23 protein-coding genes are annotated in these 24,876 nt (G+C 72.5%); 14 read left to right on the forward strand and 9 right to left on the reverse strand.

The window, feature by feature from the left end; all coding sequences use genetic code 11:
- Positions 1-223: 223 nt before the first annotated feature.
- Both ABD343_RS37055 and ABD343_RS37060 read right to left on the reverse strand, forming a co-directional pair.
- Complete coding sequence (locus ABD343_RS37055) at positions 224-1,378, reverse strand: serine hydrolase domain-containing protein (protein ID WP_344534790.1); 1,155 nt, start codon at positions 1,376-1,378, stop codon at positions 224-226.
- 14 nt (positions 1,379-1,392) lie between these two features.
- Positions 1,393-2,010, reverse strand: a complete 618-nt coding sequence (locus ABD343_RS37060) for an NADPH-dependent FMN reductase (protein ID WP_344534792.1) — start codon at positions 2,008-2,010, stop codon at positions 1,393-1,395.
- Positions 2,011-2,142: 132 nt separating this feature from the next.
- Here ABD343_RS37060 and ABD343_RS37065 point away from each other — a divergent pair, with 132 nt between their 5' ends.
- Positions 2,143-2,775 (forward strand): TetR/AcrR family transcriptional regulator, encoded by a 633-nt coding sequence (locus ABD343_RS37065; protein WP_344534793.1) that lies wholly within the window; start codon positions 2,143-2,145, stop codon positions 2,773-2,775.
- A gap of 204 nt (positions 2,776-2,979) precedes the next feature.
- Positions 2,980-3,630 carry a hypothetical protein gene (locus tag ABD343_RS37070; RefSeq protein WP_344534794.1) on the forward strand — a complete coding sequence of 217 codons (651 nt, stop codon included), beginning with the start codon at positions 2,980-2,982 and terminating at the stop codon, positions 3,628-3,630.
- 73 nt (positions 3,631-3,703) lie between these two features.
- Here the strand turns inward: ABD343_RS37070 and ABD343_RS37075 are convergent, their stop codons facing one another.
- From ABD343_RS37075 to ABD343_RS37085, 3 genes are all read right to left on the reverse strand, one after another.
- Positions 3,704-4,612, reverse strand: coding sequence for an NAD(P)-dependent oxidoreductase (locus ABD343_RS37075; RefSeq protein ID WP_344534795.1), 909 nt, complete (start codon positions 4,610-4,612; stop codon positions 3,704-3,706).
- 277 nt (positions 4,613-4,889) lie between these two features.
- On the reverse strand, positions 4,890-5,396 hold the full coding sequence (locus tag ABD343_RS37080; RefSeq protein WP_344534796.1) for a cupin domain-containing protein: 507 nt from the start codon (positions 5,394-5,396) through the stop codon (positions 4,890-4,892).
- A gap of 112 nt (positions 5,397-5,508) precedes the next feature.
- The gene (locus ABD343_RS37085) at positions 5,509-6,486 is read right to left on the reverse strand and encodes a MerR family transcriptional regulator (RefSeq protein WP_344534798.1); all 978 of its coding nucleotides are present in this window, start codon (positions 6,484-6,486) and stop codon (positions 5,509-5,511) included.
- A gap of 127 nt (positions 6,487-6,613) precedes the next feature.
- Between ABD343_RS37085 and ABD343_RS37090 the strand changes: the two genes are divergently transcribed.
- Together ABD343_RS37090 and ABD343_RS37095 are read left to right on the forward strand one after the other, a co-directional pair.
- Entirely contained in the window at positions 6,614-8,158 is a 1,545-nt protein-coding gene (locus tag ABD343_RS37090; RefSeq protein ID WP_344534800.1) for a prenyltransferase/squalene oxidase repeat-containing protein, read from the forward strand.
- Positions 8,159-8,198: 40 nt separating this feature from the next.
- Positions 8,199-8,654 carry a VOC family protein gene (locus tag ABD343_RS37095; RefSeq protein ID WP_344534803.1) on the forward strand — a complete coding sequence of 152 codons (456 nt, stop codon included), beginning with the start codon at positions 8,199-8,201 and terminating at the stop codon, positions 8,652-8,654.
- A 45-nt stretch (positions 8,655-8,699) separates the two neighbouring features.
- Here ABD343_RS37095 and ABD343_RS37100 read toward each other — a convergent pair whose 3' ends face one another.
- Together ABD343_RS37100 and ABD343_RS37105 are read right to left on the reverse strand one after the other, a co-directional pair.
- Complete coding sequence (locus ABD343_RS37100) at positions 8,700-10,076, reverse strand: cytochrome P450 family protein (protein WP_344534805.1); 1,377 nt, start codon at positions 10,074-10,076, stop codon at positions 8,700-8,702.
- Entirely contained in the window at positions 10,073-11,110 is a 1,038-nt protein-coding gene (locus tag ABD343_RS37105) for a sulfotransferase family protein (protein ID WP_344534807.1), read from the reverse strand. The genes ABD343_RS37100 and ABD343_RS37105 overlap by 4 nt, the downstream gene beginning before the upstream one ends.
- A gap of 140 nt (positions 11,111-11,250) precedes the next feature.
- Between ABD343_RS37105 and ABD343_RS37110 the strand changes: the two genes are divergently transcribed.
- Positions 11,251-12,309 carry a polyprenyl synthetase family protein gene (locus tag ABD343_RS37110; RefSeq protein ID WP_344534809.1) on the forward strand — a complete coding sequence of 353 codons (1,059 nt, stop codon included), beginning with the start codon at positions 11,251-11,253 and terminating at the stop codon, positions 12,307-12,309.
- 30 nt (positions 12,310-12,339) lie between these two features.
- On the opposite strand, the gene ABD343_RS37115 is transcribed toward ABD343_RS37110, so the two are convergent.
- Positions 12,340-13,269: a universal stress protein gene (locus ABD343_RS37115; RefSeq protein ID WP_344534811.1), complete on the reverse strand. Its 930-nt coding sequence runs from the start codon at positions 13,267-13,269 to the stop codon at positions 12,340-12,342.
- 254 nt (positions 13,270-13,523) lie between these two features.
- On the opposite strand from ABD343_RS37115, the gene ABD343_RS37120 reads away from it, so the two are divergent.
- The 4 genes from ABD343_RS37120 to hisG all read left to right on the forward strand — a co-directional run bounded on the left by ABD343_RS37120 (position 13,524) and on the right by hisG (position 16,805).
- A complete protein-coding gene (locus ABD343_RS37120; protein WP_344534812.1) occupies positions 13,524-14,543 on the forward strand; it encodes an Acg family FMN-binding oxidoreductase in 1,020 nt (339 codons plus the stop codon).
- 193 nt (positions 14,544-14,736) lie between these two features.
- Entirely contained in the window at positions 14,737-15,441 is a 705-nt protein-coding gene (locus tag ABD343_RS37125) for a DUF4097 family beta strand repeat-containing protein (protein ID WP_344534813.1), read from the forward strand.
- Between the two features lie 151 nt (positions 15,442-15,592).
- Positions 15,593-15,892, forward strand: coding sequence for a TM2 domain-containing protein (locus tag ABD343_RS37130; protein ID WP_344534815.1), 300 nt, complete (start codon positions 15,593-15,595; stop codon positions 15,890-15,892).
- 64 nt (positions 15,893-15,956) lie between these two features.
- On the forward strand, positions 15,957-16,805 hold the full coding sequence (gene hisG / locus ABD343_RS37135) for an ATP phosphoribosyltransferase (RefSeq protein ID WP_344534817.1): 849 nt from the start codon (positions 15,957-15,959) through the stop codon (positions 16,803-16,805).
- Positions 16,806-16,839: 34 nt separating this feature from the next.
- Here hisG and ABD343_RS37140 read toward each other — a convergent pair whose 3' ends face one another.
- Complete coding sequence (locus ABD343_RS37140) at positions 16,840-17,382, reverse strand: DUF1707 SHOCT-like domain-containing protein (RefSeq protein WP_344534819.1); 543 nt, start codon at positions 17,380-17,382, stop codon at positions 16,840-16,842.
- A gap of 438 nt (positions 17,383-17,820) precedes the next feature.
- On the opposite strand from ABD343_RS37140, the gene ABD343_RS37145 reads away from it, so the two are divergent.
- Genes ABD343_RS37145 through ABD343_RS37165 form a run of 5 tightly spaced genes read left to right on the forward strand, consistent with a single transcriptional unit; the run spans position 17,821 to position 24,853 of the window.
- The gene (locus ABD343_RS37145) at positions 17,821-19,584 is read left to right on the forward strand and encodes a fatty acyl-AMP ligase (protein ID WP_344534820.1); all 1,764 of its coding nucleotides are present in this window, start codon (positions 17,821-17,823) and stop codon (positions 19,582-19,584) included.
- Complete coding sequence (locus ABD343_RS37150) at positions 19,581-21,269, forward strand: acyl-CoA dehydrogenase family protein (protein ID WP_344534822.1); 1,689 nt, start codon at positions 19,581-19,583, stop codon at positions 21,267-21,269. Before ABD343_RS37145 ends, ABD343_RS37150 begins: the two co-directional genes overlap by 4 nt.
- Positions 21,266-23,005 (forward strand): acyl-CoA dehydrogenase family protein, encoded by a 1,740-nt coding sequence (locus ABD343_RS37155; protein WP_344534824.1) that lies wholly within the window; start codon positions 21,266-21,268, stop codon positions 23,003-23,005. The genes ABD343_RS37150 and ABD343_RS37155 overlap by 4 nt, the downstream gene beginning before the upstream one ends.
- 47 nt (positions 23,006-23,052) lie before the next feature.
- Positions 23,053-23,331, forward strand: coding sequence for an acyl carrier protein (locus tag ABD343_RS37160; RefSeq protein WP_344534826.1), 279 nt, complete (start codon positions 23,053-23,055; stop codon positions 23,329-23,331).
- Positions 23,324-24,853, forward strand: a complete 1,530-nt coding sequence (locus ABD343_RS37165; protein ID WP_344534828.1) for an aldehyde dehydrogenase family protein — start codon at positions 23,324-23,326, stop codon at positions 24,851-24,853. The genes ABD343_RS37160 and ABD343_RS37165 overlap by 8 nt, the downstream gene beginning before the upstream one ends.
- Positions 24,854-24,876 lie beyond the last annotated feature (23 nt).

Consider the following 24,876-nt stretch of genomic DNA (forward strand, 5'->3'; position numbering starts at 1 on the left):
CGGGTGAGGTGTGTACCGCCGGTACACACCTCACCCGCGGCGTCGGCGCCCTCGTCCCGGAACCCCTTCTGGCCATCAACGAGGCGGATTCCGACCACGACGTCGTGCACCGGCCGACCCCGGTCACCGGCCAGAGGTACGCCGCCGCCCCGGCCACGACCTGACCGGGCCCGGCCTGCGCTGATTCGTACCGCCGGTTTCCGGCTTCTCTCCCGGGGCCGCGTCACCGCGTCGCGGCAGCGGTGACCGCGGCGATCAGGCGGTGGTTCTCGGGGGCGCCGCCACCGCCGCCCACTGCGAAGCGGCGGCGGGTGTAGCTGTAGGCGATGCCGGTGGACGGGTCCGCGAAGGACTGCGCGCCGACCGCGCCGCTGTGGCCGAACGCCCGCGCGCCCAGCGCCGGGTACCGCACGCCCTGCGCCTCGAAGCCCAGCAGGAAGTGGTCCGGCTCCCCGGTGACCAGGTCGACGCCGTGGGTGTGCGGGGTGGTGAACTCCGCGAGCACGTCAGGGCCGAGCAGCGGCGCGTGGCTGTCGACGTCCGAGATCGCCGCGGCGTAGAGCTTGGCCAGACCCCGGGCCGTGCCGACGCTCCCCGAGGAGGCCGGGCCCTGGGCGCGGACCTCGCGCGTGTTGGCGTACGCCACCAGGTCGGTGGGCCGGCCGACGTGCGCGTTGAAGGCGAGGGCGGTCAGACCGGTGGGTTCCGGCTGATCCGGCCCGTCCGGCCGCTGTTCCTGGGGCTGCGCGGGCAGATAGCGGGGCTCCTCGCTCTCCGGGAGGCCGAGGTGGAAGTCCAGCCCGTACGGGATCCGCAGCCGTTCCGCGTAGTGCTCCTGGAGGGTGCGGCCGGTGGCGCGGCGTATCACCTCGCCGGTCAGCGCCGTGACGGTGAAGGCGTGGTAGCCGTAACCACTGCCCGGGGGCCATGCGGGGGCGGAGGGGGCGAGCAGCTCGGCCAGGCGCCGTTCGTCGGCGAGTTCCGCGGTGCTCAGGCCCTCGGCCGTACCGAGGAGCCCGGCGCGGTGGGACAGCAGGTCGCGCAGCGTCAGCCCGGCCTTGCCCCCGGCCGCGAACTCGGGCCAGTCCCGGACCACGGGCCGGTCGAGCTCCAGCACGCCGTCCTGTACGAGCAGCGCGGTGACGAGGTGGGCAGCGCCCTTGCCGGAGGAGTAGAGGGCGAGAAGGGAGTCGCCGGTGACCTCGGGTCCGGTCCACAGGTCGACGACCTGACGGCCCCGTAGCCGTACGGCCAACTGCGCGCTCAGGCCCGGTTCCTCGGCGGCGACGGCGGCGAACTCCTCGCGTACGCGCGCGAACCGCTCGTCGGTGGTGCCCCGCACCGGGGCGTCCGTACGGGGCGTGGGTGACACGTTCATCGAGCGGGCTCCTTTCAGGCCGCGGCGGCGGGGGCAGTCGGGGCTACCGGGGCTACTGGGGAAGCCGGGGCGGCCTCGGCCTTGCCGACGAGGGCGTCCAGCAGCTCGCGGAGGAGGCGACGCGTGGTGGGGTCGGTGAGTTCGCCCAGCTCGTCGAACCGCTCGTGCGAACGGAAGACGATGACCTCCGGCTTCACGACCAGGTCCGAGTCCGTCCAGAGGAACACCTGCCGCAGCGCCAACTGCGCCCGTACCGAGCGGAAGTTGGTGGGCGCGGCCCCGGTCAGGGCGATCGGCTTGCGGCGCAACGGCAGGCCTTCTTCGCCGGTCCAGTCGGTGCTCACCCAGTCGAGAGCGTTCTTCAGCACGCCCGGTACCGAGTAGTTGAACTCGGGCGTGGCGATCAGCAGGGCGTCCGCCGCCGTCACGCGGGTGCGCAGCTCGCGCACCGCGTCCGGGCGGCGCTCCGGGGTGTCGAGATCCATGTCGTACGGGGGGATGTCCCGCAGTCCGTCGTAGAGGTTCACGGCGACATCGGCGGGGGCGAGGTCGCGGGCGGCGCGCAGGAGGGCGGTGTTGTGCGAGTCGGCGCGCAGGCTGCCGGAGATGGCGAGGACGTCGGTTCGGCTCATGGGTGCTGTTCAACTCCGTCGTGTCGCGTGGTGGGTCCGGAGGTCCGGTGGGTCCCGCTGATGGAGTGAACCGTACTGTCCAGTTCATGTAAACTCAACTGTTCAGTTCATGAGCTTGCTAGGATGCGGGCGATGAAGGACTCCACGACGACCCGGCGGAAGCCGTCGGGGGAACGCGCGGCACGCAAGCACGCGGCGATCATCGACGCCGCCCGGGACCAGTTCCTGCGGCACGGCTTCGGCGTCGGCATGGACCAGATCGCCACCGAGGCGGGCGTCTCGAAGGTGACGATCTACAACCACTTCGGCAGTAAGGAGGACCTGTTCACCGAGGTGGTCGGCGACGCCCTCGAACAGGCCCTGGGCGACTCGGCCCGTGCGATGAACCGGCAGCTCGCGGCCGACGACGACGTCCGCGAGGTCCTCGCCGCCGCGGCCCGCGGCTGGGTGGAGGGCATCGCCCAGGACGAGGTGCTGGCGCTCCGCGCCCTGATCGCCGCCGAGGCCAACCGCTTCCCCCAACTGGGCCGGGCCTGGCGCGCCCAGGGCCCGGACCGCTTCGCCCGGCCGCTCGCCGCCGCGCTGGAGTCCCGCACGGACCTGGCCATCGACGACATGGAGGTGGCGATCCTCCAGTTCTACGCCCTGGTGCTCTACCCCCATATCGTCCACAGCGCCTACGGCGAACGCCTCACACCCGACCTGGCGGAACGCCTGGTGGAACGCGGCGTGGACATGTTCCTGGGCTACTACCGCAGAGCCTGACGGCCACCTCGTCCGGGACCGAATCCGGTCGTGGCGAAGCACGAGGGGGGGCTCGCCGAGCGAGGCATGTTGGCGCACGCCGGACCCGACGGTTCTACCTCCCTCGGGGTAGGGCGCGGGTACTCCCTCGGATGGATGCTCCGTATACCCCTCAGGGGCATAGTGGTCGCTGCGTCGGAGTCGATCGAGTGACAGGAGTTCGGGATGCTGCTGATCGAGGTCTTCGTACCCAGGGGCGCTTTGAGCGACGAGGAGCGGCAGGCGCTGGGGCAACGGCTCATCGACACGCTCATGGTCGAGGACGACAGCCATGCCATCGAGATCATCGAAGCCCAGCGCACGATCACGCAGGTGCTCGTGCACGAGCCCGCCACCTGGGTCCTCGGCCAGAGGCCGACGGCGGACCCGGCGGATCCGCCGCGCTACCTGGTGCGGGTCACCGTTCCGGCGTCGTGGCGCAAGGAGATGAGCGGCCACACCGTGGAGATCGTCACCGGCGTACTGGCCGAGACGGAACGGAGCGCCGGCCGCGACCCCGAACGGGTGCGGCGCGAACCGCACGCGGTGATTCTGGTGGACGGCATCTCCGAGGGCGGCATCGGGATCCACGGGAAGGCCATGGGAAGCCTGGACCTCACCGAACTCATCTCCCGCCCGTACCGGGACCACAACAACACCGCCCGCCCGGCCCCGAATCCACCGCGGGGCAAGCTGACCGACCCGATCTGCGGCATGAGCGTGGACCTCGACGACTCCACGCTCACGCTGGTCCACGAAGGAGTCCTGTACGGCTTCTGCCACGGCCTGTGCCGACGGGCCTTCGCGGACGAGCACGGGGTACCGCTCAACCAGTAGTCGGCGGATCAGCTCCGTCACGTCGGCCTTTTCAGGCGTGCGGTTCCATGCCGTGGTCGGATCTGTGGCCGGCTCAGTCCTTACGGGCGCCCTTTGCGATCGTCTCGATGACGCTGGCGATGCCGCTCGCGCCGTGACCGTCGGCCGCCGCCTGTTCCAGCAGGGACCGGAACAGGGCCGGTACCTCGGTGCCGACGCCCTGCGCGGTGCCGGTGTGCGCGAGGTGCTCCATCGCGGCCCGGTGCACCTCTACGGTGCCGTCGTCGTCCGGGAACGACCCCTCCTGCGCCTGCCGGGCGTGCTCCGTCATCAGCGAGGTGACGAACTGCATGTGCGCCGCCGCCACCCCGGCGAACGCGGAGGGGTCGACGCCCGCTGCCCTCGTCAGCGCGACGGAGTGGTAGAAGCCCGCCAGCGCGCCCCAGGCCAGGCCGAACAGCGCGGTGTCGTACACCGGTGCCAGCGCCGGATCGGCGCCGAGGTACACGGTGTTGCCCAGGCTCCGCAGCACCGCCTGGTGTGTGTCGAAGGCGGCGCGTGAACCGCTGAGGACGAACAGCGCCTCGGGGCGGCCGACCAGTCGGGTGCCGCTCATGGCGGCTCCGTCGAGGTAGGCGGCGCCGTGCCCGGCCGCCCGGTCCGCCGCGTCGGCGGCCTCCTCCGGGGTGCCCGAGGTCAGGTTCACAAGGGTCCGGCCGCGCAGCTCGGCCGCCACCGGTCCGAGCACGCCGTGCACGGTCGCGTAGTCCGGCAGGCAGACGACGACCAGCGGGCCGGCCGTCACGGCCGCCGCTGCCGTCGCCGCGCGGACGGCGCCCTGTGCGACGAGCGCGTCGGCCTTCGCCGGGGAACGGTTCCAGACGGTGGTGGCGTACCCGGCGGCCAGGAACGCCTGGGCGAGCCGGGTCCCCATCTGGCCGAGGCCGATGACGGACACCGCGGACTGCTCGTCGTTCTCGGTGCGCTGTTCGGCGAGTGACATGTGAGTGCTCCCGTCGGTGAGTCCGGCCGCGGCACCGCCGGGGCGGTGCGTGCGATGTGCCCCTCACCGTGCCCGCCGCGACTGTCGGGGTTCTGTCGGACCGCTGACGGTTCCCTGACGGCCCCTCACCGGCCGCATCGGGCGGGAGGACGCGCCGCCCGCCGTGGGCGAACTGCTCGCCGCCCGCCGACTGGTGACGCCGACCGGCCCCGGTGACGCCCGGTCGTGCCGGTTGGGACCGGCCCGTCCCGTCACACGAGCCCACGGGACGGAGGGATCAGCGCTCGGCGAGCGCCTTCGCCCAGACGGGGCTCTCGTAGTAGTGGTTGTCGTACTGCTGGGAGCTGTCCCGTATGTCCTGCACGGTGGCTTCGCCGCGGTGGACCCGCTCCAGCAGGCGGTAGTAGTCGAAGCGGTGCAGGCCGGGAGTGAAGACGACCAGCAGCTCGGCCTCGCTGCCGGGCGCCGGTGCGAAGGCGTGCGGCACGGTCGGCGGGACGGTCAGGAAGTCGCCCTTGCCCAGGGTGAGGACCTCCTCGTCCACCAGGATGCGCATCGTGCCGTCGAGGACGAAGAACATCTCGGTGGCCTTGGTGTGGAAGTGCGCGGGGGCGCCCGGCGAGCCCTTCTGGAACGTGGCCTTGTTGGCCGTAAGAGCACCACCGGTCGCGCCCGCGTCGGCGAGCAGCGTGATCAGGCTGGTCGGACCGTCCTGAAGGGTCGGCGCGTTCTCCGCGCGGACCAGGACGGGGGCTGCTGCCGGCGCATTCGTTGCGGTGTTCATGACTCTCCCGATCATCCGGCCCGGCTCACCGCCGGACCCTCGTTGCTGTCACGGATGAATCTACGGAGCCAATGACCCTTGGCAGAGTGCAATCAGAGGCAGAAATCACGGGTCAATTTCCGTCGGAGGGGAGCACCCGGCCGGGCTCGGGGGCGGGGGAGTCCCGGGCGAACAGCTCTGCGGCGAGTTCCAGGCAGCGCCGGCGGGCGGGGGAGAAGTCGTAGGGCATCTTGGTGGTGGCTTCGAGGGCGCTCATGGGGCCGGGCTCGGCTTCGGCTTCGGTCTCGGCTTCGGCCTCGGTCTCGCCGTCGTCGGCGGTGGCGGGGTGCGCGGCGTCCCAGGCGTCGAAGAGGGCATCGTCTTCCTCGTTCAGGCCGGACTCCTCGATGACGGCCTGGAGGGCGCTTTCGAAGGCGTGGCGCTCGGCGGCCACTTGGGCCACGCGTGGATCATCGACGGAGACGCTGTCGTCGAGTGCCTCCTCGGCGGCATCGACGCGGTCGGAATCCTCGCGCAGGGCGGGATGCGTGGCCAGGACGACGAAGCGGGTGGCCTGGACGGCCGCGCCGAGGGGGCCGAAGATCCGCTCGGTGACCAGCAGAGTGTCCAGTTCCGCCTGGCGCAGGGAGCCCTCGGGCAGGCCCCTGAGGCGTTCGGTGACGAAGTCCGAGAGCAGGCCCATTCGGCTGCCTTCGGCGCGCATCCGCCGCACGGCGGCCCGTTGCCGCCGCAATTCCGCCTCGTGCTCGGCGAGGGATTCCTCCAGCCGTTCCAGGACGCCCGTGACTTCGTCGTCGCCGTCCGTACCGGCGGGAGCCGTGTCGGCGAGAGCCGTGCCGGCCGGAGCCGTGCCGGTGGTGAAGGCGTCGCGGATGTCGTCCAGGGCGATCCCGGCGTCGGCCGTCTTGCGGATCCACAGCAGGCGGATCATGTCCTCGTACCCGTAGCGGCGTCGGCCGTCGGCACCCCGCTCGGGCTCGGGGAGCAGGCCGATCTCGTGGTAGTGGCGAATCGCCCGCGGCGTGGTGCCGGCAAAGGCGGCCGCGTCACCGATCTTGACCTGGCGGGGCGGCACGAAAGACGCGTGCATGAGCGGAGGGACCTTTCTCATGGGGCCGGGGCGTAGGTCCACAGGACCACATGCCGCTACGGAAGGTGCAACCCCAGGCACGGGCCCGGCTCGGTAGACACTCCGCGAGGCCGGGTAGGAGGGGGCGGTGACCGATGACTACCGTGCCGCCGCGAACACCCTGCTGCGCGAATCCGCCGCCGATCCATGGGCCTGGCTGACCCCCTCGGTGTACGAGAGCGCCCGCCTGGTCTCCGACGCACCGTGGCTCGGCGGGCATGCCGAGCGGCTGCGCCACCTGTGCGAGCGCTCTTGGGGCCAGGACGGGTTCGCCTTCAACGCCACGCTCTCGGCGACCGAGGCCCTCCTCACGGTGCTCGCCAGACGGGAAGAGGCGGACGAGGCCGTGCCGCGCGAGCGGGTCCGTGCCGTGGCCGGAGAGGGCCTGCGCGTGCTGCGCGACTGGCTGGCGCCCGGCGGACGGTACGCGGGAGGGCCGCCGCAGACGATCAGCGTGGAGTTGATCGTGCCCATGCTCGTGGAACGGATCAACTCGCGGTTGGCGGCGACCGTTGACGGCGGGAACGGCGGCGCGGCGCTGCTGCCGATGCCCGCCGGTTGCGCCACCGACCGGCTGGCAGCCATACGCGCGGACGCCGCGGCGGGCGCGGAACTGCCCGCGGACATCTGGCATGCCTGGGAGATCGCCACGCCCGCCGCCCTGCCCGACGGGCCCCCGCACCCCTACGCGGGCTCGGTGAGCTGCTCGGCGGCCGGGACGGCGGGCTGGCTGCGTACGGCACCGGAGCCGGACAGTCCGGCCGGGCGCTTCCTCGAAGAGCTGCAGCGGTACGGGAACGGGCTGGTGCCGGTGGCCGCGCCGATCGACTACTTCGAGCACGCCTGGATGCTGAACACCTTCACCTGGCACGCGGTTCCGCACGACTGCCCCCGCGAGATCCTGGACCGGCTCGAACCGGAACTGGGCCCGTACGGGATCGCGGGCGGCAGAGACCTCACCGTGGACGGGGACGACACCGCCGCCGTCCTCAACGCGCTGCTCTGCCACGGCCGTACGGTGAGCCTCGACGGCCTGCTGACCTACTGGACGGACGACCACTTCCAGATCTATCCCGGCGAGGCCGTCTCCTCCCCGGCCACCAACGGCCATACGGTCAGCCTGCTGCGCCGCTGTCTCGACGAGGACCCCGAACGGTACGGGCCGCTGCTGCGGCGCAACACCGAGTGGCTGCTCGACCAGCAGCGCGCGGACGGCAGTTGGTCCGACTTCTGGCACGTGTCCCCGTACTACGCCACCGTGTGCGCGGTCGAAGCCCTGTCGGCGATGGACGGGGAACGCGCCCGGGCGGCCGTGGCACGGGCCCGGCGATGGGTCCTCGATTCGCGGCATCCCGGGGGCGGCTGGGGCGTGCGCTGGGTGACCATGGAGGAGACCGCGTACGCCACGCTGATCCTGCGGGGGAGTACGGGGAACGGGGTCGCCGAGGCGCTCGCCGCGGCGGAGCCGGTGCTGCGCGACGGCGTGGTGGACGCGGGGATCACCCCGCTGTGGCTGGTGAAGGACTACTTCGCGCCGATCCGCGTGGTGGCCGCCGCGGTACTTGCCGCACGGCACACCCTCGCGAACCGCCGTAACCGCCGTAACCTTCGTAGCCGCCAGGGCCTGCTGTGAAAGTGGATCGTCTGTCAGTCCTGCCTGGGATGCTCCGCGTATGGAGATGACAGTGCAGCTAACGATCGACTGTTCCGACCCGCAGAGAATGGTGACGTTCTGGGCCGAGGCCCTGGGCTATGTGCCTGAGCCCGCGCCGGACGGGCACGCTACGTGGCGTGCCTACTGGGCGGCGGTGGGGGTGCCCGAGGCAGAGTTGCCCGCCGGTGCCGGGGATATTCCGGAGTCGATCGTCGATCCCGCGGGACATGGACCGAGGGTGTGGTTCCAGCAGGTTCCGGAGCCGAAGGCCGCCAAGAACCGGTGGCACTTCGACCTGAAGGTCGGTGGGGGCCGTGACGTCCCACTGGACATCCGCACACAGCGGGTCAAGGCCACGGTGGAACGGCTGGTCAAAGCCGGCGCCACCGTGCTGCGGATCAAGGACGATCCGGATGCGGGGTTCTACGCCGCCGCCATGCAGGACCCGGAGGGCAACGAATTCGACGTCGTCTGACAGCCGCTTCGAAGCGGACAGCGAGCTTGTCTGCCGCTGGCGGGCCTACCGCTCCCCGAGCCGTACCGGCAGCGCTTCGAGCCCGCGCATCAGCGTGCTGTGCCGCCAGCACAGTTCGGACGGGGGCACGGCGAGCGCGAGGTCCGGGAAGCGGCCGAGCAGCCGCTCGAACGCGATCTCCGCCTGCGCCCTGGCCAGGTGTGCGCCGACGCAGTAGTGCACGCCGTGGCCGAAGGCGAGGTGGCCGGCGGTGGCCCGGTCGAGGTCCAGGGCGTGCGGGTCGGGGAACCGCTGCTCGTCCCGGTTCGCCGAGAGGAGGGCGATCACCACGAACTCGCCCTCGGGGACGGTGAGGCCGCCGATCGGCACGTCCTCGGTGGTGAACCGGAAGGTGGCGAAGTTGACCGGCCCGTCGTAGCGCAGGAACTCCTCGATCGCGCCCGGCAGCCCGTCGGGGTCGGCGCGCAGCGCGGCGAGCTGGTCCGGGTTGCGGAGCAGGGCGAGCGTGCCGTTGCCGATCAGGTTGACCATGGTCTCGTGGCCGCCGACGAGCAGCACGAACACCATGGCGCGCAGCTCGCCCTCGTCGAGCCGGTCCCCGGCGTCCCGCGCCTGTACGAGCGCGGAGATCAGGTCCTGCCCGGGCGCACGCTGCTTCTCCGCGATCAGCGCGTCCAGATAGCCGAGCATCGCCTCGGCCGCGGCGGCGAGGTCCGCCTCGCCGACGCCGGTGTTGAGCAGGGTCGCGGTCCAGTCCCGGAAGTCGGCCCGGTCGTTCTCCGGGACGCCGAGGAGTTCGCAGATCACCGTGATCGGCAGCGGATAGGCGAACCCGTCCACCAGGTCCACCACCTCACCGAGCGGAAGGGCGTCCAGCAGTTCGTCGGCGATCGCGGTGATGCGCGGGCGCAGCTCGGCGACCCTGCGGCTGGTGAACGCCGCGCCGACCAGCTTGCGCAGTCTCGTGTGGTCGGGGGGATCGGTGTTGAGCATGTGCGAGTTGAGGAACTCGGGTATCACCGGGGTGGAGTTCGTCTCCTCCGCCTGCCGTGCGGACAGCTCCTGCTGCCGTACGGAATCCTTGCGCAGCCGGGGGTCGGCGAGCGCGGCGCGGGCGTCCTCGTAACGGCTCACGATCCACACCCGCAGCCCGTGCGGAAGCAGCGCGGGGGCGACCGGGCGCCGGACGCGCAGCCGTTCGTAGAGCTGGTAGGGGTCCTGGAGGAACTCCTCGTCGAGCCGGATGGGGGCAACGGGCGCGGTGCTCCCCGGCGGCCGATGCCCGGCTCCGCCGTCCGCGACGGCCGCCGTGCCGCCCGTACGCCCGTTGCCGCCCGTACGCCTGCCGTCGTCCGTACGCCTGCTGTCGTCCGTAAGAGCGCCGCTTTCCGTACGCGCGCTGCCTTCCGTACGTCCGCTCACGAGGGCATCTCCTTCCGCTGGGCCGCCAGGGCCTGTTCGCCGGGGGCACACAGTTCGCGCAGCTCGGCGAGCTGGGCGGCGGGCAGCGCCCGGGCCCCGCCGACGCGGCCGCGGTCGAGCAGCCGCTCCCCGGCCGCCAGCCAGTCCGGATCCGGTTCGACGGCGAGGAAGGCGGCGAGCCGGGTGAGCTCGGAACGGGGGTCGGCCACCAGGTCCTCGTAACCGAGCGTGCACCGCCGCCCCGGCGGCAGCGCGGCCAGGTCCGTCACCGCGTCGCGGATCTGTCGGCTCCACAGCAGTGCGAACTCGGCCAGCGGGAGCGGCTGTTCGAGCACGGCCGGTTCGAACCGGTCCGGCAGCACCCTGGTCAGTTCGGGCGGGAGCGCGGCGATCTGGGCGGGGCCAAGTTCCGTGATGGCCCGTACCCCGGTCAACGCCTTGATCCGGTTCTCCAGCACGATCAGCCGGAACCCCGGGTGCCTGCTCATGGACAGCGCGCAGTCCGGCCCGTCCCGGAACATGTGCACCAGCCCCGCGGTCGGGAACCGCCGCGCCAGCGTGGTGATCCACTGCACGGAGAACCCGGAACGCTCCACGACGGCCGGGCGCCCGAAGCGTGCGGCCAGCCAGTCGAACAGCGCCGTGTAGTGCTCGGCGACCGGCCGGGGCGGCCAGTCCGGCACCCGTTCGGCGAGTTCGTCGAAGAGCGCGTCGGGGTCCGTGCTGAGCTGTGGCAGCACCATCATCGCGATCGCCGGGATGCCGGTCCTCGCCGAGAACCGGCCGGGGGCGCGCGTGTACCGGAACTCCGGGACCCGGACCTGTTCGCGGACCATCGCGTCGAAGAACGGATTCGGCTCGGCCAACAGCCGCCAGAACTCGGCTCCGGTCAGCGTGCCGGGCGGAAAGGTGTGCGGGGCCACCGAGGCGAACAGCTCGCTGAGGCTGAGCACTTCCGGATGCTCGGCGAGCACCCGGGACAGCGCGGTGGATCCGCAGCGCCCGGTACCCACCACGACATTCAGCGAACCCATGGCACGCCCTCGAACATGATTCCCCTTCTGTCGCGCTGGGCAAGATCCCGGGGTGCGGTCGAATGCGACTGGCCATTGTAGGTCGGCCGGATCTTCTTGCGTAGTACGCGAGATCACGACAGAAGCGGCACGGGAAGGCGATGGTGGCGACCGAAACCGGACCCGAATCCGAATCCGAGCACGCGGAGCGGCAGGTCCGGTCGCTGTACGGACTGGTCGAACGGACCATGGCCGCCCTGCTCGCCGAACACACCACGGAGTACGGCCATTTGCGTACGCTCGTGCCCGCCGTGCTCCACGGCGCCCGCCCGGACCGGCACGAGTTCGCCCTCCCCCTGCTGGTGCACGGGGCCGAGTCCGGGGACCCCGCCGGGGCGGTGCCCGTCGCCGCCCTGCACGCGCTGTGGTGGCGGGCGGCGAACGTCATCGACGACCTCGCCGACGGCGCCGCGGGCGAGGCGGTGCGCCGGATCGACCCGGGAGCCACCATGCTGGCGGCCTTCAACTGGGCCTACGTGGTCCCGGTGCGGGTCACCGAGCGGCTGCCGGTGCCCGAGTGGGTGCGCAGGGCGCTGGCCACCGAGTTCCTCGACGCGTGCACGGCGGCCACCGAGGGGCAGCTCGCGGATCTGTTCACCGCGCCCGCCGAGACCTCGTACGCCGAGATTCTGCGCATCTACCGGAACAAGAGCAGCGCGCCGTACGCGATGGCGAGCGCCATGGCGGCCAGGACCGCGGGCGCCGGTGACGAACGCACGGAGCAGTGGCGGCTGTTCGGCCGCTGCCTCGGGCTGCTCGGACAGTTCCGCAACGACCAGGAGGACCTGCAGTCCGGCCGGATGGAGGACCTCGCCAACGCCACCCCGACCTTCCACCTCGTCTCACTGTTGAACGCCGGCCCGCCCGGTGCCCGCCGGGACCGTGTGCTGGCCCTGCTCCACCGCGCACGGGAGGACCGGGGCGCCCGCGCGGAACTCCTCGAACGCATGCTCGATGCGGATGTCGTGCGCTCCTACCTGGCCCAGATCGACCGGATCCGGCGCGACGCGGACCGGGCGCTCGACGCACTCGGCGGCACCGCCCCGTTCACGGCCGCGCTCCGCGCACGCGCGCACGCCGCCGCGACCCCGTGCGACCTGCTGGCCGAGGCGGCACGACCCGCCCCGCCGCCCCCTGTCCCGGAGAGACGCCCCGCCTGACGACGGGGCTCACGCCGCCAGGCGGTCCGTTCACGCCGCCAGCCGCTCCGCCCCCACCACGGCCGTGTCCCGCCGTACGACCGCGAGCGGGCACCGCGCGTGCTGGAGGAGCGCCTGGCTCACCGAGCCGAGCAGCAGTCCGGTGAACCCGCCCCTGCCGCGCGCGCCCATGACCAGGAGCTGCGCGTCCTCGCTGGCGTCGATGAGCGCGGGCCTGACGCGCGCCCGTTCCGTACGCTCCGTGACCCGGACGTCCGGGTACGCCTCGCGGTGGGCGGCGACCGTGAGGTCGGCCTTCTCCCGGGCGGCCTCGCGGCCCGGGTCGCGGGGGTAGTCCTCGAAGACCAGGGCGTCCATCGCGCTCATACCGGCCGGCGCGGGGCCGGGCAGCGGGGACGCGATGTGCAGGGCCAGGAGCGGCGCGCCGCGCAGGTCGGCCTCCGCGAAGGCGAAGGCCGCCGCCGCGTCGGCGTCCCCGGAACCGTCGACGGCCAGCAGCACCGGCCCCTCCGGCGCCCGGCGCCCCCGCTGGACGAGGACGGGGCAGGGGGCGTTCGCGCTCATGTGGACGGCGACGGACCCCGCCGCGGCGCCGAGCGGGCCCCGTCCGCTGCTGCCGAGCACGAGCAGATCGGCCTCCCGCGCCTGCGCGTCCAGTTCCGTCAGGGGCTGGCCGATGGCGACCTGCCAGGAGACCTCCAGTTCCGGCTCCGTCTCCGTGGCCCGCTCCACGGCGTCGGTCACGATCAGTTCCGCCTGCTGGTGCAGCGCGCTGTCCGGCGGCGGCAGCGGCATACGGGCGGTCGCCATCAGGGGCCAGGCCAGCACGTGCACCACGTGCAGCGTCCCGCCGCGCAGCCGTGCCTCCCGAGAGGCGAGAGCGGCCGCCTCGGTACCGGCCTCCGAGCCGTCCACGGCCACCACCACGCGGCCCTCGCCCTGCGCTGCGGACGCCGTCATCTGCCCACCTCCGGTCTGCCCACCTCCGGTGCCGGCGGCCGGCCCGGCCGCCTCCCGCCCAGGATGACCGGCGCCGGTCCGGCACGCACATCGGGCGGGGCGGGCCGACGGCTCCTATCCTGAACGGAGAGACGGGCGGCCCCACGAGGCCGTTCCGGCCGTCCGACCGCTTGGTCACCCGGCCGCCCGCCCCTCCGGCGCGTCGCACTCAGGCACTCGGCATGCGGCACGCGGCTCCATGAGGGAGGTGTCCGGTGACAGGAGAGGCCCTCGACGCGGAGACGGTGGCGGCGCTCGTCCGGGACGCCACGGCCGCCCCCTCGATGCACAACGCACAGCCGTGGAAGTTCCGCTTCCTCCCCGCCGGCGGCACGTTCCAGGTACGCGCCGACCTCGACCGGACCCTGCCGCTCGTCGACCCCGTCACCCGCGCCCTGCACCTGGGCTGCGCCGCCGCCCTGTTCAATCTGCGGGTCGCCGCCGCCCACGCGGGCTGGGAACCGGTCACCCGGCTGCTGCCCGACCCCGAGGACACCGGGCTGCTCGCGACCGTACGCCTGACCGAGCCCGCGTCCCCCGGCGACGAACTCGCCGCGCTGTACCCGGCGATCCACCGCCGCCGCACCAGCCGCTCGCCCTTCACGGACGAGGACATCCCCGAGCCCGTCAAGGATGGCCTGTGTGCCGCGGCCCTCGCGGAGGAGGGGCGCCTGACGTTCCCCGACGCCTGGCACGTGGAGTCGCTCCTGAACCTCGTCCGCGACGCCGAGGACCTCGACACCCTGAACCCCGCGGTGGCCGACGAGTCGCAACGCTGGATCCGGGCGGACGGCGACACCGCGGCGGGCCGGCCGACCGCGGGGATCCCGGACCATGCCCTGGGCCCCCGGAAACGCGACGGCAAGGCACCGGCGCGCGACCTCGCCCGAGGGCGCCACGTCGAGGGCCGCGGAACGGCCACGTTCGAGCAGGCGCCCCAGCTCGCCCTCCTCGGAACCGCCGACGACAGCCCCCGGGACTGGCTGCGCGCGGGGCAGGCCATGGAACGCGTCCTCCTCCGCGCCACCCTCGACGGCCTCTCCGCCGCCCTCAACTCGCACGCCCTCGAATGGCCCGAACTCCGCTGGGACGCCCGCGACCCGCGCTCCGCCATGGGCTACGTCCAGATGCTGTTCCGCCTCGGCTACGGCACCGAGGCCCCTGAGGGCCCCGGGGCCCCCGGAACTCCCCGGACCCCGCGCCGCCCCGTTCAAGAGGTCCTCGAATTCGGGTGAGGGCCGCGCCGTGACCGCCGCGCGGCAGGGCTGTTCTCGGCGAAGAGCCGGAGCGGTCCGCCGAAGGTAGTGCCAGCACGCACGGGAACTGGGGGGGCTCCACGATCGCCTGGGCTGTTCACTGGCCGTTACCGTCGTTCGCAGACCTTGACGGGCTAGGGCTGGGAGTGGACGACAGATGATGCGACGCCGCTTGACCTCCGTCGTGCTCGTGGGGGCCTTCGCCATGGGCGGTCTGGCGGCCTGCGGGCCGGCGGAGACCTTCGAGGACGATGCGTCGGTCTCGAAGAAGATCTCCTCGGTGCGGGTGGAATCGGACAAGGGCGATGTCACGCTCCGTGGCCGAAAGGGCGGCAAGGTCGCCGTGCACCGTGAGGTCGTGTACCACGACGACAAGCCGGAGGACGAGACCCACCGTGTGGAGGACGGGCAGTTGGTGCTCGGCGGCTGCGGCGACGACTGCAAGGTGCACTACACGGTGGACGTGCCCGTCGGCCTCCCGGTCACCGGCGAGACCTCGACAGGCTCGGTCGATCTGTCGCGGGTGGGCGCCGTGGACCTGTCGACCGGCTCCGGGGACATCGAACTGGACGCGGTGTCGGGGAAGGTGAAGGCTCACACCTCCAACGGCGGGGTCAGCGGAAGCGGCCTGCGCGGCGACGGCATCGAGGTCGAGACGTCGAACGGGGAGGTCGATCTGACACCGGCCGAACCCCAGAACATCCGGGCCAAGACCTCCAACGGTGAAGTGTCGGTCAAGGCGCCCGAGAGCAGCTACCGGATCTCCGTGAAGACCGGCAAGGGCGACAAGGACATCCAGCTCCGGAACGATCCGTCCGGTCGCTACCGCCTGGACTTGACCACCGGTAACGGCGACGTCAGCCTGAAGCGCGGCTGAGGTGCCGGGCGTTCGGCGGCCCGACGCTGCTCCTGGGGTGGCCGTAGCAATGAGAGGACTGCGCGTGAATCACATCGAACCGAACCACCCGGGCCCGGGCTCACCGCAGCTTCCCGGACACCCTTCGGTGGAGCAGCAGCCGGGAGCACCGATGGCTCCGGCAGCACCGGTCCCGGGCGCTCCGGGGCACGTCGCCGCGCCCTACGGGTACGACCCCTACGGACGCCCGTACTCCGACAAGTCCAAGACGGTCGCCGGTGTACTGCAGATCGCCCTGGGCTCGTTGGGCATCGGCCGTTTCTACATCGGGGACAACAAGATCGGGGCCTGGCAGTGCGCCGTCTCGATCCTCACCCTCGGCATCGGCGGCCTGTGGGGAATCGTCGACGGCGCCATCATGCTCGGCACCGAGGGCAAGACCGACAGCGAGGGGCGCGTCCTGCGCAAGTGAGCGCGGACGGGCACGCGGCACCGGACCATCCCGAACGTCCCCGCACAGGAGGTCGGTTCACGTCATGCTGCGCATCGCACTCCCTCACAAGGGCGCGCTGTCCGAGCCCGCGTCGGCGATGCTCCAGGAGGCGGGCTACGCCCAGCGCAAGGACCGCCGTGAGCTGGTCCTCGTCGATGCCGCGAACGACGTCGAGTTCTTCTTCCTGCGCCCGGGCGACATCGCCGTCTACGTCGGCTCGGGCAAGCTCGACCTCGGCATCACCGGCCGCGATCTGCTGGCGGAATCGGGCGCGGGCGCCGAGGAGATCATGCAACTCGACTTCGCCCGCTCGACGTTCAGCTACGCCGCCGTCCCCGGCACCGCCGAGGATGTGCGGGACTTCGCGGGCATGACCGTGGCCACGTCCTTCCCCGGCCTGGTCGCCAAGCACCTCGCCGACAACGGAGTGGACGCCGCCGTCGTCCGGCTCGACGGCGCGGTCGAGACGGCCGTTCAGCTCGGGGTCGCCGATGTCGTCGCGGACGTGGTGGAGACGGGGACCACGCTGCGGCAGGCCGGGCTGGAGATCGTCGGAGCCCCGATCCTGACCTCCGAGGCCGTCGTCGTCCGGCGCACGGAGGCGTCCGCGGACGAGCCGGAGGTGCGGCGGTTCCTGCGCCGTATGCAGGGCGTGCTGGTCGCCCGGCGCTACGTGATGATGGACTACGACATCCACGTCGAGCACCTGGAGCGCGCCGTCGCGCTCACGCCCGGCCTGGAGTCGCCCACGATCTCTCCGCTGCACCACGGGGGCTGGGTGGCCGTGCGCTCCATGGTCCCCGCCCGGCAGGCGCAGCAGATCATGGACGACCTCTACGAACTCGGCGCCCGTGCCATTCTCACGACCTCCATGCACGCCTGCCGCCTGTGAGCGCGGAGCGGGCACGGGAAGGGGCGGTGGCCCGTCAGCTCCGCCGGTGCTTGATCGTCAAGCGGCCGTACTCCATGCTCCCGGTGATCCGGACGCGCGGGCCGTCCGAACCGCCGTTCCGCGAGGGCCTGTGGACCGGCTGCTTCCAACGGGCCCGCAGGCCCTCGTAGTCGACCGTCGCGTCGGCGGGCAGGATGATCCGTGCCCAGCCGTACTCCAATGCGAGCTCGACGTCGACGACGGGGTGGTCGATGCGCGCGCGGGAGAAGTCCAGGTCGACCTTGGCCATGCGTGAGGCGACCTTGAAGGTGCGCGGCGCGTGCCAGCGCCCGCGCCGCTTGACCCGGCCGCCGATGGGGTTGACCTCGACCGTGTGCCCGTCCTCCTTCGAGGGCAGCGAGGCCAGGGCCGAGGCCAGTTCCCCGTGTGTGGTGGCGGTGAGGGCCGACTGCAGCCGTGCCTCCATCTCCTCCCGGGAGAGGTGCCCCCCGGCGAACGCGTCCTGGAGACGTTCGACGGCCGTGTCGCGGTCAATGTCTGTGACGCGCGGCGGTACGTTCTCTGGCACGGAGGACATGCCATCACCTTAGCGTTCGCCGGGCGGCCGACGTTGAGGTTTGCACTCCTGGCTCCTCCCCTTCGGCTCCCCTCCGGCGGTCTTGCCAACTTTTGCTTGCGGTTTGACAAGCACCTCTCTAGTGTTATGACGCACGTGACGGGGGTTGTCAATTTTTGTGACAGGGTCGGGGAGGGGGCGGGGCGACCGTCGTGACCGGCGGAGGGACTGCGCGCCGCAGGGCCCGTCCCCGGTCCGGGCAACGCCCCCGTCGCGGCATGTCTCTTGGCCGGCGAGGGGCTCGACTCCCGTGAACGACAAGGCGGCTGGACCGACGGCGGCGGCGTTCTGAGGGACGCCACGCGCGCCCCGCTCCCTGTCGGATGGCGCTGGAGGACACAGTCTCGCGCGCCTCGCCCGGCCCCGTCCTCGACCCTTCGACACAGGAGTGCGCGAAGAATGGTTGATCTTCTCGGCGCGAGATGCGTGTCCGAAGTCTTCGAACTGCACGCACGCGAACGCGGCGACCGGCCCGCCGTCGCCATCGTCGGCGACCCCGCCGACCCGGCGAGCGCGCAGGTCCTCAGTTACGCCGAACTGGACCAGGCCGCGCGGACCGTCGCGCGAGAGCTGCTCCAGACGTGCCCCGCGGGTTCCCGGGTGCTGCTGCTCCAGCCGACCTCGGCGGAGTTCGTCGCCTCCGTCCTCGGCTGCTTCTACGCCGGCATGGTCGCGGTGCCCTCGTCGATGCCCGGCCGGTACCGGCAGGACCGGGAACGTGTGCGCGGGATAGCCCACGACGCCGAGGTCGCATGCGTGCTGACCACCCCCGGCGAGCAGGAGGAGGTGCTCGCCTGGACGGAGCAGCACGGCTTCACGGTTCCGGTGCTGCCCCAGCGGATCGATCTCACCCTCCCCGCCGACGACTTACGCCCGTACGACTGCGACCAGCACAGCGTGGCCGTACTGCAGTACACGTCCGGCTCCACGAGCGCCCCCAAGGGCAGCGTGGTCACTCATGGCAACCTGCTGGCGAATGCCGCGACGACCGCGGCGGCCTTCCCGCTGGAGGAGGGCGAGCGGTTCGGCGGCTGGCTGCCCAACTACCACGACATGGGCCTCATGGGGCTGATCCTCTCCCCGCTGCTGGCCGGATACGGCACGGCTCTGATGAGCCCCTCCGCCTTCCTGCGCCGGCCCCGGACATGGCTCCAGTTGATCGACAACTTCGACATCGCGCTCTCGGCCGCCCCGAACTTCGCGTACGACCTGTGCGTCACGCGCCTGTCCGAGGAGGACGTCCGGGGCATCGACCTGTCCCGCTGGAAGTACGCGGTCAGCGGCTCGGAGCCGGTCAAGGCGAGCGTGCTGAACAGCTTCGCCGCGCGGTTCGGGACGACCGGGTTCCGGCCGGACCGGTTCGTTCCGTGCTTCGGCATGGCCGAGGCGACGCTGCTGGTGTCCGCCTCGCCGCGCCGTACGCCCGTCGTGCTGCGCTGCGACGCCGCCGCGCTGGAGCAGGACCGGGTGGAGCCCGCCACCGGCGACGACGCGCCCGCGGAGCTGGTGAGCTGCGGCGAAGTGCTCGACATGGACGCCCGGATCGTCGACCCGCGGACCCTGCGGGAGCTGCCGTCCGGCCAGGTCGGCGAGATCTGGCTGCGCGGCCCGTCGGTCGTCCACGGCTACTGGCGCAACGAGGAGGCGACCGGCGCCGCCTTCGACCGCCGCGTCGGCGGCGAGGGCGGCTTCATGCGCACCGGGGACCTCGGCGTGCTCATCGGCGGGGAGCTGTACGTGACGGGGCGGATCAAGGAACTGATGATCATCCGCGGCCGCAACATCTACCCCCACGACATCGAGCACGAACTGCGCGAGCAGCACCCGCAACTGCGCGACGCCGTCGGCTCGGTCGTCTCCGTCGCCACCCCCGAGGACGACGAGGGACGGCTCGTCGTGATCCACGAGGTCCGCCGCCGCTCACCCGACGAGGAGCTGGCCCAGCTCGCCGCGCGCCTGCGGAGCACGATCTCCCGCGAGTTCGGCCTGAAGGCCCACTCTGTCCTGCTCATGCGACGGGGCGGGGTCCGGCGTACGACGAGCGGCAAGGTCCAGCGCTCCACCATGCGCGAGCTCTACCTGCGCGGCGAACTGGAACCGCTGTGGGCGGACGGTTACCGGCCCCAGGCCGCGCCGACCGCCTCGGGAGCGGGGGAGTCGTGAGGGGCCCGGCCCGGTTCGCCGAGGTGGTCGAGGACTGGTCCCGGCAGGGCGGCCCCTTCGACCCCGCGCTGCTGACCGCGCACGACGAGGCGGAGTCCTTCCCCGCCGAGGCCTGCGCGGCGCTCGACCAGTGGGGACTGGCCGACCACTATGTTCCCGTCCCGTACGGAGGCCGTCTGGACCGGCTGGACGAGATGCAGGCCCTGCTGCGCACGGTGGCGGCACGGGACCTGACCACCGCGGTCGCGCACGGCAAGACCTTCCTCGGCGCCGCGTCCGTATGGACGTCGGGGGACAGCGATCTCGGCACCCGGCTCGCGGGGCACATCATGGCGGGCGAGGCCGTCGCCTGGGGGCTCACCGAACCCGGCGGCGGCAGCGACCTGCTCGCGGGGGAGCTGACGGCCACCCGTACCGGATCCGGCTGGTCCCTGTCCGGCAGCAAATGGCCCGTGAACAACGCGACGCGGGGGCGCCTCGCGACGGTGCTGGCGCGCACCGACCCCGCCGGAGGGCCGCGCGGATTCAGCGTCTTCCTGGTCGACAAGCGCTCCACCGCACCGGGAACGGTGCGGCACCTGCCGAAGATGCCCACGCACGGCATCCGGGGCGCGGACATCAGCGGCGTCGCGTTCCGCGACGCCCGCGTGCCCGCCCACGCGCTCGTCGGCACCGAGGGGGAGGGGCTGGAACTGGTCCTCAAGGCCCTCCAGTTGACCCGCACCTCGTGCGTCGCGCTCTCGCTGGGCGCCGGGGACCACGCGCTGCGGCTGGCGCGGCGCTTCCTCCTCGAACGCCGGCTGCACGGACGGCGCCTGGTGGACCTGCCGCACGCCCGCGCCATGGCGGGCCAGGCGGTGGCCCGCCTCCTGCTCGCCGAGGCGGTCGCGTACGCCGCGGCGCGCGCGGCACACGAGGTGCCCGAGGAGCTGAGCGTGGTGTCCGCCGTCACCAAGGCGCTGGTCCCGACGCTCGTCCAGGGCCAGCTCCGGCTCGTCAGCGAACTCCTCGGCGCACGCGGCTTCCTGACGGAGGTCGAGAGCTACGGAGGCTTCGCGAAGATCGAGCGCGACCACCAGATCGTCTCCATCTTCGACGGCAGCACCTGGGTCAACCGCGGCGGCCTCGCGCAGCAGCTCCGCCTGCTCCGTCCCGGCCGCCGTCCCGCGGGTCCGGCCGGCCGGCCCGTGTACGAGTGGCTGCGGGAGGACGCCGGGACCGCCGCGCTGGACCCCTCGCGGCTGCGGATGATGACGCGGGGCGACACCCTGCTCAACGGCCTCGCGGACCTCGTGTCCCGACGCTCGTCCGAGCCGGACGCGGCCACCGACACCCTGGCCCCCCGGCTGCTGGACGCCTACCGGGAGCTGGCCGGGCCCCTGTCCCGGGTCCGCCCCTCCGCCGGGCCCCCGTCGACCGAGGTCATGCGCCTTGCGGAGCGCTACGAGTGGTGCTTCGCCGGTGCCGCCGCCCTGGGGGTGTGGGCCGCGAACCCGTCCCGCCACGGCCGTACGTGGTGGGACGGCGGGGACTGGCTGCGCGGCTGCCTCACCCTGGTGCTGCACGGCCTCGGGCTGCCGACGCCGGACGCGTCAGCGGCATACGACCAGCTCTGCGAGCGGCTGCTGAGCGGGGACGGCACCGATGTCTCACTGTTCGGCAGCAGAGCGGGGGTCCCCGTATGACCGGCATCGACACGCGCGTGGACGAGCTGGAGGCGAGGCTCGGCGACCCCTGGGACCCGGACAACCCGGCGGGCTTCGCGGCGATCGTGGCCGCGGACGAGCGCGAGGAGACCCCGAGCGGAGGCAGGGCCGTCCTCGACGACTACGGGATCCTGGCCGAGTTCGTGCCGCGAGGGCTCGGCGGCCGTCTGGAACGCGTGGATCACCTGGTCGAGCTCATGCGGTCCGTCTACCGGCGCGACCCGAGCCTCGGCCTCGGACACTGCTCCAGCTCGCTGCTCGGCGCGGTCAACGTCTGGACGGCGGGCAGCGAGGAGCAGCGCCAGGACGCGGCCAAGCTGCTGTTGGCGGGCGGCAAGATCTCGTGCGCCTTCCACGAGCTGGCGCACGGCAACGACATCGGCTCCGTGGAGTTCTCGGCGACCCCCGCCGGGAACGCGCTGATGCTGAACGGCCGCAAGGAGTCGATCACCAATCTCGACCGGGCGGACGCGGTGGTGTTCCTGGCCCGCACCGACCCCGCCGGGGGCCCGCGCTCCACGTCCCAGCTATTCGTGCCCGTGACGGGCATCGACCCGGCCAGGGCGCGGTTCCTGCCGCGGTTCCGCTCCGTCGGGATGCGCGGAGTGCGCCTGGGCGGGATCGAGGTGGACGGCGCGCCCGTGGACCGGGACGCGCTGCTGGGCCCCACGGGCACCGGCATGGAGACGGTCGCGCGCGCCTTCCAGCTCACCCGCATGGCCCTGCCGGGCATGAGCACGGCGATGCTGGACACCGCGTTGCGCGTCACGCTGCGCCATGTGCGCGGCCGGCGGCTCTACGGCCGTACCGCCGCGGACATCCCCATGGTGCGGACCACCCTGGCCAACGCCTTCACCGACCTGCTCGTCTGCGAGGCGTTCTCGAACGTGGCCGCCCGGTCGCTGCACGTGCTTCCCGCGTCGGGCAGTGTGTACGCGCCCGCCGTGAAGTACCTGCTGGCGGGGGTGCTGCTCGATGCCGTCGAGCAGTTGTCGCTCGTGATGGGGTCCGAGTTCTACCGCCGGGACGGGGAGCACGCGGTGTTCCAGAAGACCGTGCGGGACATCAAACCCGTCGCCTTCGGCCACATCGCCCGCGCGGCCTGCCTCTCCGCGGTGCTCCCGCAGCTTCCGGTCCTCGCCCGCCGGGCATGGGGGAAGCCCGGCCCCCGTCCTGGCACCGGCCCGGGTCCCGGCTCCGGTCCCGGTCCCGGCTCCGGTCCCGCGCCCGCAGAGCTGTTCGTGGCGGACCACGCGGTGCCGCCGCTGGACCTGCCGGGACTGAGCCTGGTCTCCGGGGGACAGGACGGGCTCGCGCTGTCGCTCGGCGCCGCGCTGGACGACGAACTCCCCGGCCCGCTGCGCCCGCTGGTCGAGGCGCAGGCGGACCAGCTCGCCTCGCTCGCCGAGGCATGCGCCGGGCTCAAACCCCGGGACCTGTCGATCGCCGCCCCCGTGGCCGTGCGGGACCTCGCGGCCCGGTACACCACCGTGCTGGCCGCCGCCGCCTGTGTCGGGGTCTGGCGGCACGCACCGGCGGACGGCTTCCTCGCCCGCCCCGAGTGGCTCGTCGCGGCGCTGACCAGGCTGGCCGGTGTCGCCGCCGGAAGCCCCCGGGACGTGCCGTACGAGCTGGAGGGCGGGCTCGTCGACGAACTGCTGGACCGGGAGCGGCGCACGGTCGGCTTCGGAGTCTCCGGGCGCCGCTACCGATGACGGACCAGACCGCCAACAGCGACATTCGAACCTTGAGGAGCGATCACATGGGCAACCCCGCTGTCACATCCTTCGACGAGCTGCGGAGCTGGCTCATCGAGCGGGTCGGCGAGTACGTGCCGGACCTGGACGGAACGGTGGACCCGGACCAGGACCTCGGCGAGTACGGACTGGACTCCATCGCGGTGGTGGCCTTCACCGCGGACGTGGAGGACGAACTGGGCATCCGTATCGACCCGACGGCCGTCTGGGACCACCCCACCCTCACCCAGCTCACCAAGTTCCTCCTCACGGAGAGCGAGCCGGCGGAGCGGCACGATGCCTGAGCCGACGCACGCCTCCGGCGCACGGCTGATCGTGTCCCGGAACCCGGCGGACCTGACGGACATCGTGGTCGAACGGCCCCTCGGGGGAGTGGAAGAGCTGGTCGCGGCCGCACGGGCCGCGCACGGCGCGCAGCCGGAATGGGCCGCCTGGCCCGCGCCGCTCCGCGGGCGGACCGTCCAGAACACGGGGCGGCTCGTGGCCCGTAACAAGGAGGCACTGGCCGGGCTGATCACCCGCGAGATCGGCAAGCCGTACGGAGAGGCGCTCGGCGAGGTGCAGGAGGTCATCGACACCTGCGACTTCTTCCTCGGCGAAGGCCGGCGGCTGTACGGGCAGACGGTGCCCAGCGAGATGCCCGACAAGCAGCTCTTCACCTACCGCAAGCCGTTGGGCACCGCCATGGTGATCACCGCGGCGAACTTCCCGGCCGCGGTGCCCTCGTGGTATCTCGTCCCGGCGCTGCTCTGCGGCAACACGGTGGTGTGGAAGCCCTCGGAGTCGGCCGCCGCCGTGGCCGAGGCGCTCCTCGCGCTCTTCCGCGCCGCCGGCGTCCCGGAGGACGTGCTGCGCCTGGTGCACGCCGACGGCGACACCACGTACGCGGGGCTCGGGCAGTGCCTGGAGGAGGGGCTGGTCCAGAAGATCGGCTTCACGGGGTCGACCGCCGCGGGCCGCCGCGTGAGCGAGCTGGCCGGACGGCACCTGCAGTCCCCGTGCCTCGAACTGGGCGGCAAGAACCCCCTGGTGGTCGCCGAGGACGCCGATCTGGATCTCGCGGTCCAGGGGGCGCTGTTCAGCGGCTTCGCCACGGCCGGTCAGCGCTGCACCTCGCTGGGCACGGTGCTCGCCCACCGCGCGGTGCACGACGAGTTCCTCGCGCGCCTCGGCGCCGCCGTGGAGGACCTGGTCGTGGGCGACCCCCGCCGGGACGAGGTGTTCTACGGCCCGCTCATCGGCGAACGCTATCTCCAGGGCTTCCTCTCCTCCCTGGAGCTGGTCCGGCCGCACCACCGGCTGTCGGGCTCCACCGCCACCGGCCGCATCACGGGGGACAGCCCGCGCAAGAACTTCGCGGGGGACCCGGACACCGGCGTGTACGCGCACCCGACGATCGTGGCCGGGGTCCGGCCGGAGGACGAGCTGTACCGGACCGAGACGTTCGGGCCGCTCGTGTCGGTCATGGAGTACGGGAGCTTCGACGAGGCCGTCCGGCTCGCCAACGGGCACGGGTACGGCCTCTCGGCCGCGATCTACACCGACTCCCCGCGAACGGCGTTCGCCTTCCGCGAGCGGTGCTCGGCGGGCATGATCAGCGTGAACAACTCGACGGTCGGCGCGGAGGCCCATCTGCCGTTCGGCGGCAACGGGCTGTCCGGCAACGGGAGTCGGCAGTCCGGCATCTGGGTCCTCGACCAGTTCACGTCCTGGCAGTCCGTGAACTGGGACTACGCGGGAACCCTGCAGCGTGCGCAGATGGACGTCCGCGAGATCGGCGCCGACCCCGGCTTCCGCCTCGGCTGAGCCCCACGGGAGCCGCACAGGGT

The organism is Streptomyces albiaxialis (assembly GCF_039530985.1).
In the GTDB taxonomy this organism is placed as follows: Bacteria; Actinomycetota; Actinomycetes; order Streptomycetales; family Streptomycetaceae; genus Streptomyces; species Streptomyces albiaxialis.

Excerpts from the sequence above, each read along its gene's own strand:
- ABD343_RS37055 (WP_344534790.1), bottom strand. The coding sequence starts at position 1,378 with ATGAACGTGTCACCCACGCCCCGTACGGACGCCCCGGTGCGGGGCACC.
- ABD343_RS37060 (WP_344534792.1), bottom strand. The coding sequence starts at position 2,010 with ATGAGCCGAACCGACGTCCTCGCCATCTCCGGCAGCCTGCGCGCCGAC.
- ABD343_RS37065 (WP_344534793.1), top strand. The coding sequence starts at position 2,143 with ATGAAGGACTCCACGACGACCCGGCGGAAGCCGTCGGGGGAACGCGCG.
- ABD343_RS37070 (WP_344534794.1), top strand. The coding sequence starts at position 2,980 with ATGCTGCTGATCGAGGTCTTCGTACCCAGGGGCGCTTTGAGCGACGAG.
- ABD343_RS37075 (WP_344534795.1), bottom strand. The coding sequence starts at position 4,612 with ATGTCACTCGCCGAACAGCGCACCGAGAACGACGAGCAGTCCGCGGTG.
- ABD343_RS37080 (WP_344534796.1), bottom strand. The coding sequence starts at position 5,396 with ATGAACACCGCAACGAATGCGCCGGCAGCAGCCCCCGTCCTGGTCCGC.
- ABD343_RS37085 (WP_344534798.1), bottom strand. The coding sequence starts at position 6,486 with ATGCACGCGTCTTTCGTGCCGCCCCGCCAGGTCAAGATCGGTGACGCG.
- ABD343_RS37095 (WP_344534803.1), top strand. The coding sequence starts at position 8,199 with ATGGAGATGACAGTGCAGCTAACGATCGACTGTTCCGACCCGCAGAGA.
- ABD343_RS37105 (WP_344534807.1), bottom strand. The coding sequence starts at position 11,110 with ATGGGTTCGCTGAATGTCGTGGTGGGTACCGGGCGCTGCGGATCCACC.
- ABD343_RS37110 (WP_344534809.1), top strand. The coding sequence starts at position 11,251 with ATGGTGGCGACCGAAACCGGACCCGAATCCGAATCCGAGCACGCGGAG.
- ABD343_RS37115 (WP_344534811.1), bottom strand. The coding sequence starts at position 13,269 with ATGACGGCGTCCGCAGCGCAGGGCGAGGGCCGCGTGGTGGTGGCCGTG.
- ABD343_RS37130 (WP_344534815.1), top strand. The coding sequence starts at position 15,593 with ATGGCTCCGGCAGCACCGGTCCCGGGCGCTCCGGGGCACGTCGCCGCG.
- hisG (WP_344534817.1), top strand. The coding sequence starts at position 15,957 with ATGCTGCGCATCGCACTCCCTCACAAGGGCGCGCTGTCCGAGCCCGCG.
- ABD343_RS37140 (WP_344534819.1), bottom strand. The coding sequence starts at position 17,382 with ATGTCCTCCGTGCCAGAGAACGTACCGCCGCGCGTCACAGACATTGAC.
- ABD343_RS37145 (WP_344534820.1), top strand. The coding sequence starts at position 17,821 with ATGGTTGATCTTCTCGGCGCGAGATGCGTGTCCGAAGTCTTCGAACTG.
- ABD343_RS37155 (WP_344534824.1), top strand. The coding sequence starts at position 21,266 with ATGACCGGCATCGACACGCGCGTGGACGAGCTGGAGGCGAGGCTCGGC.
- ABD343_RS37160 (WP_344534826.1), top strand. The coding sequence starts at position 23,053 with ATGGGCAACCCCGCTGTCACATCCTTCGACGAGCTGCGGAGCTGGCTC.
- ABD343_RS37165 (WP_344534828.1), top strand. The coding sequence starts at position 23,324 with ATGCCTGAGCCGACGCACGCCTCCGGCGCACGGCTGATCGTGTCCCGG.